The sequence below is a fragment of the Pseudoalteromonas sp. T1lg48 genome (assembly GCF_002964785.1).
Classification (GTDB): Bacteria; Pseudomonadota; Gammaproteobacteria; order Enterobacterales; family Alteromonadaceae; genus Pseudoalteromonas.
The window spans coordinates 156,702-169,945 of sequence record NZ_PQCC01000022.1; the positions used below are offsets into that span (position 1 = coordinate 156,702).

The following is a 13,244-nucleotide window of genomic DNA, read 5'->3' on the forward strand; positions in this document are numbered from 1 at the left end:
AACCATGCTGCGCCAACGCACTCCGATCCGCGACCATTCCGCCGAGGCCAATTTGTTTGCGCGGCGGGCCTTTACCGCCTTTGTTTTTGTGTTGCTTCTGGTCGCGGTATTAATTTCAAATCTTTATAATTTACAAATAGTTGCTCACAAGAGTTATCAAACACGTTCCAACGATAACCGCATTAAGGTGATCCCTATCGCCCCTAACCGAGGTCTGATCTATGATCGTAACGGTAACCTGCTGGCGGAAAACAAGCCGGTGTATAACCTCGAGGTGATCCCCGAAGAAGTTGATGATCTCGATGCCGCACTCAATGACATTGGCAAGCTGATCGACATTAGTGAGCAACAACGTGAAGAATTTTTAGACGACATCCGTCATAACCGCCGCTTTAAGAGCCAGGTACTTAAAAGCCGCCTTGATGAAAAGGAAGTGGCACTCTTTTCCGTTAATCAGCATAAGTTTCCCGGTTTTAGCATAGAGGCCCGCCTAGCCCGCTCTTACCCCTATGGCGATACCCTCACCCATGCGCTCGGCTATGTGGCCAAACTCAATAAAAAAGAGCTGGCTCAGCTAGAGGCTGAAGATCTGGCCACAAACTACCGCGCCACGCGGGATTTCGGTAAATTGGGCTTAGAAAAGTTTTATGAAACCGAATTACACGGCGAAGTGGGTTCACAGTCGGTGGAGATTAACAACCGTGGTCGGGTGCTACGCAGTCTGGATGAAACCGCTCCGGTGCCGGGTAAAGATCTGGTGTTAACAATAGACATTGGTTTACAACAAATCGCCCAATTGAGTTTGGAGGATAAACGCGGCGCGGTGATTGCCCTTGATGCCAAAACCGGCGGCATCCTTGCCCTGTATTCCAACCCCAGCTACGACCCCAACCTGTTTGTCCATGGCATCAGCTCGGCGGATTATAAGGCCTTATTAAATCCCGATAGGCCACTGATCAACCGTGCCACCCAAGGACGTTATGCTCCGGCTTCAACCATCAAACCGCATATGGCAATTTTCGGCATGGAAGAAGGCTTAGTGACCGAGCAGACTAAGATGTACGATCCGGGATTTTTCCAAATTCCCAATGTCGAGCACAAATGGCGAGACTGGCGCCGCTGGGGCCACGGCCATGTTGACGTATACAAGGCCATTGAAGAGTCATGCGACACCTATTTTTACGATATCGCCTATCGCGCCGGCATCACCAAGATCAGTGATTTTATGGCACAATTTGGCTTTGGCGATCTCTCCGGCATTGATATCAAAGAAGAAACCACCGCCATTTTGCCCTCGCGGGAGTGGAAAGAAGGTCGTTTTCGCGAGCCCTGGTGGCGCGGCGACACCATATCTGTGGGCATAGGTCAGGGCTATTGGACCGCAACACCGATTCAAATCGCCAACTCCATCAATATATTGGTTAACAAGGGCAAACACCATCCGCCGCACCTGGTACAACAGTTACGCCGCGATGAGGAAGTGGAAGACATCAATAATGATGAAAAGCCACCGATTGAGTTGAACAACCCAAGGCATTGGCAAATAGCCCTAGACGCCATGCATAATACCGTGACCAAGGTCACAGGTACGGCGCATAAGGCCTTTAAAGGTGCCACCTACGATCCGGCCGGTAAGACCGGGACGGCGCAAGTAGTCAGTATTGCTCAGGGTGAACGCTACGAGGCCGATAAACTCAAAGAGCGCCACCGTGATAACGCCATCTATGTGGGCTTTGCTCCCTTTAACGACCCGCAAATCGTGGTCACCATTATCGTAGAGAATACCGGCGGCGGTGCCTCGGTGGCGGCCCCGATCGCCCGTCAGGTGATGGATTATTATTTCATCGCTAACCCTATTAGCCAAGGCAAGAAGGAGCCGCAGTCATGATGCCGGTAACCAGCAAGGTTTCAATTTGGCAGCGTGTGCATATTGACCTGCCACTCTTTTTAGCACTGCTGGCCATGATGATTGGCAGTCTGGCCATAGTGTACAGCGCCAGTGGTCAGGACACGGGTATGATGATGCGCCACAGTACCCGCATGGGCGGCGCCTTCATTGCCATGATGCTGTGTGCGCAGATCTCGCCGAGCACGCTAAAACGTGTGGTGATCCCCGTCTATCTTGTTGGCACCCTAATGCTGGTTGCCGTGCTCTTTGTCGGTGTCAGCTCCAAAGGCGCGCAACGCTGGCTTAACATAGGTATTCGCTTTCAGCCCTCGGAAATCATGAAATTAGCGGTACCCATGTGCGTCGCCTGGTATATAGGTCGCAACCATTTACCGCCGAAATTAAGCAACCTCTTTATCGGCCTAGTGATAGTCATGGTGCCAACCTTGCTCATTAAGGAGCAGCCGGATTTAGGGACCTCGATTCTAATCGCCAGCTCGGGCATCTTTGTGCTGTTTTTGGCCGGTGTCAGTTGGCGCCTGATCGGCTCTTTGGCGGTGTTGGTCGGTGCCGGTGCGCCGCTGTTTTGGCACTACGGCATGCACGCCTATCAAAAGCAGCGGGTGTTAACCTTCCTCAACCCAGAAAGCGATCCATTAGGGTCCGGTTACCATATTATCCAGTCGAAAATAGCCATAGGCTCCGGTGGTATTGAAGGCAAGGGCTGGCTACAGGGTACCCAGTCACAGCTGGAATTCCTCCCCGAGCGTCATACCGACTTTATTTTCTCGGTACTGAGCGAAGAGTTTGGCCTGATCGGCGTCTTATTCTTGCTCGGTGTCTACCTTTTTATAATCGCCCGCGGTCTCTATATCGCCGTAAACGCTCAAGAGGCCTTCGGAAAACTGCTGGCCGGCGCCCTCACCCTGACTTTCTTTGTCTATGTCTTTGTAAATATCGGCATGGTTTCGGGATTATTGCCCGTGGTAGGTGTACCCCTGCCGCTTATAAGCTACGGAGGCACATCTATGGTGACACTGCTCGCAGGCTTTGGCATCATAATGAGTATCGCCACCGAAAAACGGATGTTGAATAAATAATGGCTTTGCGCGCGCTTTTTCTCGTCTCACTAACTTTATTAATTACCGCCTGTAGTGCTCCTCAGGGAACATCAGGTAAAGGGCAGGCCGGCCGCTACCATATGGAGCATGATGCCGCACCGCTGCGCCACCCTACCGATTTGGAACTGCAAGATGCGGTGGTAACGGATGAAGCAAAAAGTGCCGCTGCCAATCGTCCCTACCAGGTCAGGGGCAAGCACTATGTGCCCATATTTGATGAAACCGGTTTCACTCAAACCGGTATTGCCTCTTGGTACGGACGCAAGTTTCACGGCTATCACACCTCCAACGGCGAGGTATACGATATGTTTGCCATGACCGCAGCCCATAAAACCTTGCCATTGCCCAGCTTTGTGCGCGTCACCAATATCGACAACGGCCAAAGCGTGGTGGTCAGAGTTAACGATCGCGGTCCCTTCCATGAAGACCGCATCATAGATTTATCCTACGCCGCCGCGTATAAACTGGGTTATCACTTAAAGGGTACAGCCAAGGTTAAGCTCGAAGCCGTTACCCTAGCGGACGCTAAGCCTCGCACTAAGTACATTCAGGTTGCTGCAGGGTCAAAATTGGCTAACATTCAGGCGCTGGCACTCCAGCTAGAGCAGGATTATCAGGTGCCGACCCATATTAAACAGCAAAAAGATGGAATTTTTCGCCTCCGCTTAGGTCCAATAAGCGACGAGCAACAGGCTAAAACGTTATTAGAGCAATTAAAAAGTAGTCGGTTCGCCCAAGCTTTCTTGCTTTATGACGACCAAGCCCTTTAAGATAACACCATAATCGCATTTTCACCCAAAACAGATTAAACAAGCATAATGAAATCAATTAAACATTCTCTTCTCAAAGGCTTAAGTGGACTGCTATGTGCTAGCGCCGTTTTTACTGCTAACGCCCAAATTATTCCCGCTCCTCCTGAGGTTAATGCCAAGGGTTATTTCCTGGTTGACTTCACCACCGGCAAGGTGATCGCCGAGGGCGAAGCCGACACTAAACTGGCGCCGGCCAGCTTGACTAAAATGATGACCAGCTATGTGATTGGCACAGAAATCGCCGCCGGTAACATCGCGCCCACCGACATGGTGACGGTAAGTGAAAATGCCTGGGCAAAGAACTTCCCCGAGTCATCGAAAATGTTTATCGAGGTCGGTAAGCAGGTCAGTGTTGAAGACCTAAACCGCGGCATCATTATTCAATCGGGCAACGATGCCTGTGTGGCCATGGCCGAGCACATCGCCGGCAGCGAGTCGGCGTTTGCCGATTTAATGAATGCGCACGCCCAAAAGCTGGGCATGAGCAACAGCCACTTTATCAACAGCCACGGCTTGGATACCAACGAGCACTATACTACCCCGCGCGATATGGCGACCCTGGGTGCCGCGTTAATTCGTGACGTACCAGACGAGTATGCGTTGTATAAAGAGAAAGACTTTACCTATAACGGTATTAAGCAGTTCAACCGTAACAGCTTGCTTTGGGATCAGGGCCTAGACGTTGACGGTATTAAAACCGGTCACACCGATGATGCCGGATACAGCCTGGTGTCTTCTGCGACCAAGGGCGATATGCGTTTGATCGCCGTGGTGATGGGCACCAGCTCTGAGCGTGCGCGTAAGGTAGAAAGCAAAAAGCTACTTAACTACGGCTTCCGCTTTTTTGAAACCATTACCCCGTATCAAGCCGGTGATAAATTTGCCGACCAGCGTATTTGGATGGGCGATAAGGAAACCGTTTCACTGGGTATTTTAGAAGATACACCAATCACTATTCCACGTGGTCAACAAAAGAATCTGGAAGCGAATTTTGAGCTTGATACCACATTGGAAGCACCACTGGCGAAAGGCACTAAGGTTGGTACCTTATACCTACAACTGGCCGGTGAAGACATTGCCAGCTACCCATTGGTAACCCTGGAAGGCGTTGAAGAAGGTGGTTTTTTCAGCAAGATCTACGATTACTTACGCTTGCAAATCATTGAGTAAGTAGAAATATACTTACAGCTGACACAATCCAGACTAAGCGCCCCTATTGAGGGGCGTTTTTTTTGCGCTAAAAAATGCTAGAATATGCCCCATTATGAACTAATGAACCCATTAGTTTGTCTGCGTCCTGTGCTGTAAATGAGGGTCAAGCATTATGGTCAAGCCGGTTAAAAACACCAAGTTTGATGAATTTCTAGAGTTTCCTTGTCCATTTACCTTTAAGGTGATGGGCCTTGCTAACGTAGAATTAACTGAGCAAGTACTTACAGTTATGCAAGAGCATGCTCCTGGCGACTATGCGCCAAGAACCAAGCCCAGTAGTAAGGGTAACTACGAATCGGTCACCTTGATTGCGACCGTAACGTCAAAAGAACACATCGAAATTATCTACACTGAGCTGGGCAGCCTTGAGCATGTCCGCTACGTGCTTTAATGGCACTACCGAGGACACCCAGATAGTGAGTAATCTAATTGTTCGCCAGCTAGGACGCCAAGAATACATGCCCATTTGGCATGCCATGCAGGAATATACCGACCAGCGCGATGAGCAAAGCGCCGATGAAATCTGGCTGGTCGAACACGATCCCGTTTTTACCCAAGGCCAAGCAGGTAAGGAAGAACACCTGCTGATGCCAGGCGACATTCCTGTGGTTCAGGTCGACCGCGGAGGTCAGGTAACCTATCACGGTCCGGGCCAGCAAATGCTTTATGTCCTGTTTAACTTACGTCGTCTAAAAATTGGCGTTCGTGAACTGGTAACCTGGCTGGAAGAAAGCATTATCGATTGCCTGAAAGAATATGGCGTCGAGGCCTACGCCAAAAAAGATGCCCCAGGTGTCTACGTGAATGAAGCAAAAGTTGCCTCGTTAGGCCTGCGCGTACGCCGTGGCTGTTCCTTCCACGGTCTAGCCTTAAATGTCGATATGGACTTAGGTCCATTTTTACGCATCAACCCCTGTGGTTACGCAGGCCTGCAGATGGTGCAATGTAAAGACTTAGGCGGTCCAGAAAACGTAGAGAGCGCCGGACAAGGGCTGGTGCAGCAATTAATTAAACGACTCAACCCGGCACAGGTTGAGTACCAACAAGGTTTAGCGAAATAATGACAAAATCATCTGTACGTATGGAGCCGGGCGTAAAGCTTCGTGACGCGGAAAAAATGGCATTGATCCCGGTAAAGGTCTTGCCGACCGAAAAAGAAGAAATGCTGCGCAAGCCTCAATGGCTAAAGATCCGTTTGCCTAAGTCAAACGAACGCATCGATGGTATTAAGCAAGCCATGCGTAAACATGGCCTTCATTCGGTGTGTGAAGAGGCGAGCTGCCCTAACCTATCCGAGTGCTTTAACCATGGTACGGCGACCTTTATGATCTTGGGTGCCATCTGTACCCGCCGCTGCCCATTTTGCGATGTGGCACACGGCCGCCCGCTTAAGCCCGATGCCGAAGAGCCGGAAAAACTTGCTCTGACCATCAAGGACATGAAACTAAGCTACGTGGTGATCACCTCGGTTGACCGCGACGACTTACGCGATGGCGGTGCACAGCACTTTGCCGATTGTATTCGTGAGATTCGCAAACATAACCCGGGGATTACCATTGAAATCTTGGTTCCCGACTTCCGTGGCCGTATGGAGCGTGCACTTGAGATCTTAAGTGAAACGCCGCCGGACGTATTTAACCACAACTTGGAAACCGCGCCACGCTTGTATAAGCTAGCGCGTCCGGGTGCCGATTATAAATGGTCGCTAGAGCTTCTGCGTCGCTTTAAAGAAGCACACCCAGAAGTACGTACCAAGTCCGGTTTGATGGTTGGCCTGGGCGAAGAAATGAGTGAAATCGAAGAAGTGTTACGTGATTTACGTGAACACAATGTCGATATGTTGACCGTGGGTCAGTATCTGCAGCCTTCGAAGCACCACCTTGCGGTTAAGCGCTACGTGCCACCCGAGGAATTTGATGCCCTGAAAGAATATGCCGACGAGATTGGCTTTTCTCATGCTGCCTGTGGACCGTTTGTTCGCTCCAGCTACCATGCCGACCAGCAAGCGGCGGGTAAAGAAGTTAAGTAATCTATTGCAGCACGGCCTTGTGCAATGCAAGTCCGTGCCTATTATAGATACACGGTTGTCACAATTCCCTCGACCTCCTACACTTATCTCGACTGTGCATTTTCGCACGGCTATATGCTTGTTTAATCTTTAAACATTGGTTCTATTTTGCTACATTGCGCCAGCATTTGCATCTTTTTGTTAACAGTCGTAATCGGTGCGCAGAGGATTATCCATGGAGTTTACGGATCAAGAAGTGGCTTTCTTTCAGCAGTTGTTCAGTGAAAAGCCATTAGATAATGACAACCTAGGCGGGGCCGGCCTGTCTTTGCGTTCCACGCTCCCCGACTACGTAGCGCCCTTATTTGATAATCCGGGCTTGTATATGCTCGCCGAGATCGGCCATTTTGAGCTGTGGTTTCCTCTAAGCCTCAGCCTTACCGAAAGTAACGATATTCAGCCCCAGCTCGGCGCCCCGGAAATCTTCGAGGCTCAAGGCATCCACCGTAGTTGGCGCTTTGACAACCCCGAAGGCATTTCCCTGCGCGACCAACAGGGGCGACTTTGGCCAGTGCGCTCTTTATCTTCAACCGGTGCCGTGATCGATATCACTTCAGTTAAAAATCCACCTCAAAGTGCGATGGCTAACCTTATTTTGCCCCAGTATGATGCTTTACCGCTAGAGCTTAAAAAGACTCGGCAGCAAGATAACTTTGTTGCCGTCACTTTTATCGCCAATGAGAATAAAAGAGAACTAAGGCGGTACCTTTTTGAGCAACACAAGCTGCATTTTCAGCATATTTATCAATCATTGACCAATGCTTGTTAAATGCCTGTTCAGGCAAGTTTGTTAAGCTCGAAGATACTGCAAACAAAGGGAATCAAAAACTATGAAAAAACTACTACTAGCTACGGCCATTTCCGCAACCTTACTAACCGGTTGTGGTGGTTCGAGTGACGATAACAATGAACCTATGACGGCCCAGTTCACCTTAGGTGTATCGGATGCGCCGGTTAGCAATGTAAAAGCAGTATGGGTTGCTTTCGATAGCATCATCATCAATGCCGCCGACGGCGAGCGCCCAACTTTCGAAACCCGTACCGCAGAAGGTGAACCTGTGATGGTTAACCTTATGGAATTCACTGGTAGCGATGTGTTCGGCCTTATCAACGACGAAGTAGTAGCGCCGGGTGAATACCAGTGGTTGCGTGCCAATATCGTTAACGGTGATGAAGCCAATATCGAAATGACTTCTCACGTTGTTTACAACGACGATACCGTAGCTCCTTTAGTCGTTAACCGTAAAAACAACGATGGCATCGGTGAGATCCAAATCAACGACTTTACCCTGGCAGTAGGCGAAAACGAATTCGTTCTTGAGTTCGACCTGAAAAAGTCACTGGTTGATCCTAGCAACAGCGAAGAGGTTAACCTTAAGCCTACCGGTATCCGTCTTGAAAACCTTGCCGAGGTTGAAGACATCGAAGGCACAGTATCAGAAACCTTGATGGCGAACTGTGAAACCGACAACCTAGACATCGCTCCAGAAACAGGTGCTTTTGGTCACGCGGTTTATCTGTACAGCGGTGACGTTGTTGAGCCTAAAGATCTTTACGTAGACGGTGAAGTTTCACCTGCCGACGCGCCTATTGCAACGGCTAACGTGGTAATGAACGAAGAAACCGGTATGAACGAGTTCGAAATCGGCTTCGTTGCTGCTGGCAGCTACAAGCTTGCCTACACTTGTGCGGCTCACATCGATGATGCGGAAGTACTTGATGAAGCAGTTACCTTGTACTCTATCCAAGACGTAACTGTAGTAGCGGGTGAAGACGCCAACGTTACTTTCGATATCGCTGAATAAGCGGCTGAAATAAAGCGATAAAATTTTTTAAAAATTAGCTTGCGTGGCGCAATAATTTGGCTATTATTGCGCCACTTTTTATTAGATAGCCAATCCTAGTACAGCATTCTTGCCAAGGCGAAAGAGTAACTATCCAAATTAACTTTTGGAGTTATGATGTCGGTTTCTACCTTTGCTCAGCCTTTTGCTACAAACAACGAGCACCTTTCTTTATGCACTGCGCTTGCTAAGCAACACGGCACCCCATTACTGGTGCTTGACCTAAGCCAGGTGCGTGAAAATTATTTACAGCTGGCCAATGCATTGCCCAATGTTGCCTTGCATTACGCACTTAAGCCCTTACCTCATCTTGATGTGGTACATACATTAAATGAGCTCGGTGGCTGTTTTGATTTGGCCACTAATGGCGAGGTGGACCTAGTAGCTCAGGCCGGTGTATCACCTGCACAGGTAATACATACGCATCCGATCAAACGTATTAGTGACATAGAGCATGCCCTTAATTTTGGCTGTACTACCTTCGTGTTTGACAGCGAGAATGAACTGTATAAGTTTGTGCCCTATCGCGACAAGGTTGAGCTATTGCTGCGCTTGAGCTTTCCCAATAAAGATGCGGCCGCCGACTTGTCGAAAAAATTCGGGGTCGCAACCTGTGACGCGTTACCGCTTCTGACACGTGCAAAAGAGTTAGGAATACGGGTACGCGGTTTGTCGTTTCACGTAGGCTCGCAAACCATGAATGCCGGCAAATATGTGCATGCTATTGAACAGTGCAAAATGGTCTTCGAGGCCGCCGTTTCAACAGGTTTAGGAGCCATGAATACCTTGGATATTGGTGGTGGTTTTCCGGTAAGCTACTCGGGACAGCCTGTTGATATTAATGAATTTTGCGCACCAATACGCGAGGCATTGGCAAGCTGGCCAGACACGGTACAGTTTATCGCCGAACCAGGACGTTTTATTGTTGCTTCGGCGATGACTCATGTCATGAGCGTGATGGGCCAAAGTCAACGTGGTGGCACCACCTGGTATTACATGGACGATGGCGTCTATGGCGCCTTTAGTGGTCGTGTTTACGGTGAGCCTGAGCAGCGCTTTTATAGTCTGGATAATGAAGATCTAAAACCTTGTGTGTTAACCGGACCGACCTGTGACAGCATTGATGTGATCAGCGATCACTGTCTGCTACCGGCATTGCAGGATGGGGATTTGGTGTTTACCGATAATATGGGTGCCTATACCTGGACCACCAGCACCGAGTTTAACTTCTTTGCTAAGGCCACCTTGATCAGCCTGCAGCCATCGCACATGGTTGCTCAGGTCGGTTAACCGCTCTCAGCTGAATCTCTGCCGAATTATCGGCAGAGATCCACATGCCATCCGCATACGTATCTATCGGCTCTAACACCTTGTCTGTGATCACTATGCGAATTGGCCTATACCTGTTTACTAACGACCTCCGAGTGGAGGACAATGCCTTATTGCGCTTATTAAGTGCCCGTTGTGGACAGATTATTTTTATCTATTGCCCACTAAGGGCGCTAGCATCATATCCACACACAGGCTACCCACCCCAGCAACAGGGGGAACCCGTGGGTATTTTCACTCAGGCGTCATTAACGGATTTAGCAAAACAACTGGCGGAGTATGATCATTCCCTTCACCGTATTACGCGCATAGAGCAACTCACTCAGCTAGTTAAGGCGTATCGGATCACTGATATAGGCATTGCTTTCCAGCATGGCTGGGAAGAAATAAGCACGGTAAAAACACTCAAACAACGCCTGCCATATATCTGCTTCTGGCATGCCAATAACCACACGTTGTTTACCGCCGAGCAGTTACCTTTTGCTAGATCGGCTACACCGGCGACGTTTAGTCAGTTTCGCAAAAAGACGGAAAAGTCAGTGGCTATCGAGCCAACTCTGCAAAAGCCCATTGCCCTGCCCAAATCTGTGCCCTGCGACTTGCCGAGTTACAGCCTGGAATCTACTGGCGAGTTATTGCCAGAGCCTTGGTTTAACAACAGCGCCATCCAAGCTCTTAAGGGCTATTTCAGCACCCGAGCTGCCAGCTCTTACAAGCAAACCCGCAACGCTCTGCATGGGGAAAAGTTCTCCACCGGGCTCTCTCCCTGGCTGGCAAATGGCTCTTTGAGTGCTCGCCAGGTATATAGCTCCCTACTTGCTTACGAGCGCCGGTGCGGTGCGAATGAATCAACCTACTGGATCTACTTCGAACTACTGTGGCGCGAATATTTTCAATGGTTGGCACTCAAGCAAGGCAAATCTTTGTTTACGTTTAAAGGGCTGAGCGACACGCCACCGCAAACTAGCTTTTACGCACAAAGATATCTAGCATGGTGTAATGGTAACACGTCCTATCCCCTGGTTAATGCACTTATGGCGCAACTCAATAGCAGCGGCTGGATGTCCAACCGGGGCCGCCAGATTGTCGCCAGTTGCTTTGTCAATGAATTGGAACTTGATTGGCGATACGGCGCCGCGTATTTCGAGCATCACTTGATTGATTATGATGTAGCCAGCAACTATGGCAATTGGCAATACATCGCGGGAGTGGGTGCCGATCCTCGAGGTGGCAGGCACTTCAATATATCCAAACAAACTGAGATGTTCGACCCAGACGGTGAGTTCATAAAACATTACAAAGCACGCAGTGTTGATCTCGCAGAATCCGACTACGTGGGCTGGCCAAAAGAATAACCAGGCGCATTTATGACACAGACTCAATACAAAGAATTACGGCTAATTTTGGGTGACCAACTTAACGCCAATCATTCCTGGTTTAAAACCAAGCGAGATGATGTGCTCTACATCATTGCTGAGCTGCATCAAGAAATGCACTACACCAGGCACCATATTCAAAAAATCATGTGCTTTTTTGCGGCGATGGAACGATTTTCCGCAGCCCTTAGCCAAGCTGGGCATCAGGTCCTACACCTGACTCTAGACGACACCCAGCAGTTTAATACACTCGACGCTCTAATAAAGCACTATGTATGTCACTTTCAGGCAGAGCGTTTCAGTTATCAGCTGGCGGATGAATTTAGGCTGCGCGAACAATTTACTGAGCTTGATTTGGGTGATGTTTTAATCACAGGCTACGACAGTGAACATTTTATGTTGGGCTTTGAGGAGTTAAGCGACTATTTCCTGGCGGATACTCACCACACCATGGAGCAGTTTTATCGTAAGATGCGCAAGCGCTTCAATGTGTTGATGGAAAACGGCAAGCCGCTGGGAGAGCAATGGAATTTCGATAAAGACAACCGCAATAAGCTCAAGCCCGAAGACATCGAGCATGTGCCGCCACCACTTTGTTTTCACAATGATGTAAGAGCCATTCGACAACGTATTGAACGCCACCAAATTGCCACCCTAGGTCACGGCGGGGACACCCTACTTTGGCCAGTGACGCGACACCAAGCAATGCAGCTGCTGGCGCACTTTTGCCACCATTTACTGCCTTTGTTTGGCACCTTTCAGGATGCAATGACCTGCCAAACTGATAACAAGTGGTCCCTTTACCATAGTCGGCTTTCTTTTGTACTCAATGCAAAAATCCTCCACCCACTGCAAGTCATCAACGCAGCAATAGAGGCATATCATGACTCTGAAGGAGGGATCACCCTTGCGCAAGTTGAAGGCTTCGTCAGGCAAATTTTAGGTTGGCGTGAATACGTCAGGGGCATCTATTGGCTGAATATGCCAAAGTACGCAAAACAAAATACCCTTGATGCCGATCATGCCCTGCCCGCGTTTTTTTGGACCGGCAAGACAAAAATGAAATGCCTCGAACAGGCCATTGGCCAAAGCTTGGACTATGGTTATGCCCATCATATTCAGCGACTGATGATCACTGGGAACTTCTGTCTGTTGCTGGGCGTTGATCCGGATCAGGTGGATGCCTGGTACCTGGGAATTTATGTCGATGCCATCGAATGGGTAGAAATGCCTAATACCCGGGGCATGAGCCAATTCGCTGACGGCGGTATTATTGCCACCAAGCCTTACTGCGCCGGCGGCAACTACGTCAATAAAATGAGTGATTACTGCCAAAACTGCCATTATAAGGTCAAGGAAAAAACCACTGACCTCGCCTGCCCACTCAATAGTCTCTACTGGCACTTTTTACACAGACACAGAGCGCGCTTTGGCAATAACCACCGCATTGGCATGATATACCGAAACTGGGATAAGCAAGCCGATGAAGCCCGTCAGGCCGTGCTTGATAGAGCGCAGTGGTGTATAGACAATGTTGATGATTTATGAAGACACAAAAAAAGAACCAAAAGTTAACAATTTAGTAACCAAACTG

12 protein-coding genes are annotated in these 13,244 nt (G+C 49.2%); all 12 read left to right on the forward strand.

From position 1 onward, the window contains the following. Positions 1–4 precede the first annotated feature (4 nt). The 12 genes from mrdA (at position 5) to C2M29_RS14415 (ending at position 13,198) form a co-directional block, all read left to right on the forward strand. Positions 5–1,888: a penicillin-binding protein 2 gene (mrdA, locus tag C2M29_RS14360; RefSeq protein ID WP_105190440.1), complete on the forward strand. Its 1,884-nt coding sequence runs from the start codon at positions 5–7 to the stop codon at positions 1,886–1,888. Further along, complete coding sequence (rodA, locus tag C2M29_RS14365) at positions 1,885–2,988, forward strand: rod shape-determining protein RodA (protein ID WP_105190441.1); 1,104 nt, start codon at positions 1,885–1,887, stop codon at positions 2,986–2,988. The genes mrdA and rodA overlap by 4 nt, the downstream gene beginning before the upstream one ends. Next, entirely contained in the window at positions 2,988–3,779 is a 792-nt protein-coding gene (locus C2M29_RS14370; RefSeq protein WP_105190442.1) for a septal ring lytic transglycosylase RlpA family protein, read from the forward strand. Before rodA ends, C2M29_RS14370 begins: the two co-directional genes overlap by 1 nt. A gap of 48 nt (positions 3,780–3,827) precedes the next feature. Further along, positions 3,828–4,991, forward strand: coding sequence for a serine hydrolase (locus C2M29_RS14375; protein ID WP_105190443.1), 1,164 nt, complete (start codon positions 3,828–3,830; stop codon positions 4,989–4,991). Between the two features lie 154 nt (positions 4,992–5,145). Then, on the forward strand, positions 5,146–5,424 hold the full coding sequence (gene ybeD / locus C2M29_RS14380; protein WP_105190444.1) for a DUF493 family protein YbeD: 279 nt from the start codon (positions 5,146–5,148) through the stop codon (positions 5,422–5,424). Then, positions 5,405–6,094, forward strand: coding sequence for a lipoyl(octanoyl) transferase LipB (gene lipB, locus C2M29_RS14385; protein WP_105190445.1), 690 nt, complete (start codon positions 5,405–5,407; stop codon positions 6,092–6,094). The genes ybeD and lipB overlap by 20 nt, the downstream gene beginning before the upstream one ends. Further along, positions 6,094–7,062, forward strand: coding sequence for a lipoyl synthase (gene lipA / locus C2M29_RS14390; RefSeq protein ID WP_105190446.1), 969 nt, complete (start codon positions 6,094–6,096; stop codon positions 7,060–7,062). Before lipB ends, lipA begins: the two co-directional genes overlap by 1 nt. Positions 7,063–7,276: 214 nt before the next feature. Then, the gene (locus tag C2M29_RS14395; RefSeq protein ID WP_105190447.1) at positions 7,277–7,870 is read left to right on the forward strand and encodes a hypothetical protein; all 594 of its coding nucleotides are present in this window, start codon (positions 7,277–7,279) and stop codon (positions 7,868–7,870) included. A gap of 61 nt (positions 7,871–7,931) precedes the next feature. Then, positions 7,932–8,906: a DUF4382 domain-containing protein gene (locus C2M29_RS14400; RefSeq protein ID WP_105190448.1), complete on the forward strand. Its 975-nt coding sequence runs from the start codon at positions 7,932–7,934 to the stop codon at positions 8,904–8,906. A gap of 153 nt (positions 8,907–9,059) precedes the next feature. Further along, positions 9,060–10,235 (forward strand): type III PLP-dependent enzyme, encoded by a 1,176-nt coding sequence (locus C2M29_RS14405; RefSeq protein WP_233998438.1) that lies wholly within the window; start codon positions 9,060–9,062, stop codon positions 10,233–10,235. Between the two features lie 44 nt (positions 10,236–10,279). Continuing rightward, positions 10,280–11,629 carry a DASH family cryptochrome gene (locus C2M29_RS14410; RefSeq protein ID WP_105190450.1) on the forward strand — a complete coding sequence of 450 codons (1,350 nt, stop codon included), beginning with the start codon at positions 10,280–10,282 and terminating at the stop codon, positions 11,627–11,629. Between the two features lie 12 nt (positions 11,630–11,641). After that, complete coding sequence (locus C2M29_RS14415; protein ID WP_105190451.1) at positions 11,642–13,198, forward strand: cryptochrome/photolyase family protein; 1,557 nt, start codon at positions 11,642–11,644, stop codon at positions 13,196–13,198. Positions 13,199–13,244: the final 46 nt, after the last annotated feature.

Excerpts from the sequence above, each read along its gene's own strand:
- rodA (WP_105190441.1), top strand. The coding sequence starts at position 1,885 with ATGATGCCGGTAACCAGCAAGGTTTCAATTTGGCAGCGTGTGCATATT.
- C2M29_RS14400 (WP_105190448.1), top strand. The coding sequence starts at position 7,932 with ATGAAAAAACTACTACTAGCTACGGCCATTTCCGCAACCTTACTAACC.
- lipA (WP_105190446.1), top strand. The coding sequence starts at position 6,094 with ATGACAAAATCATCTGTACGTATGGAGCCGGGCGTAAAGCTTCGTGAC.
- ybeD (WP_105190444.1), top strand. The coding sequence starts at position 5,146 with ATGGTCAAGCCGGTTAAAAACACCAAGTTTGATGAATTTCTAGAGTTT.
- lipB (WP_105190445.1), top strand. The coding sequence starts at position 5,405 with ATGTCCGCTACGTGCTTTAATGGCACTACCGAGGACACCCAGATAGTG.
- C2M29_RS14410 (WP_105190450.1), top strand. The coding sequence starts at position 10,280 with ATGCCATCCGCATACGTATCTATCGGCTCTAACACCTTGTCTGTGATC.
- C2M29_RS14375 (WP_105190443.1), top strand. The coding sequence starts at position 3,828 with ATGAAATCAATTAAACATTCTCTTCTCAAAGGCTTAAGTGGACTGCTA.
- C2M29_RS14415 (WP_105190451.1), top strand. The coding sequence starts at position 11,642 with ATGACACAGACTCAATACAAAGAATTACGGCTAATTTTGGGTGACCAA.
- C2M29_RS14395 (WP_105190447.1), top strand. The coding sequence starts at position 7,277 with ATGGAGTTTACGGATCAAGAAGTGGCTTTCTTTCAGCAGTTGTTCAGT.
- mrdA (WP_105190440.1), top strand. The coding sequence starts at position 5 with ATGCTGCGCCAACGCACTCCGATCCGCGACCATTCCGCCGAGGCCAAT.
- C2M29_RS14370 (WP_105190442.1), top strand. The coding sequence starts at position 2,988 with ATGGCTTTGCGCGCGCTTTTTCTCGTCTCACTAACTTTATTAATTACC.
- C2M29_RS14405 (WP_233998438.1), top strand. The coding sequence starts at position 9,060 with ATGATGTCGGTTTCTACCTTTGCTCAGCCTTTTGCTACAAACAACGAG.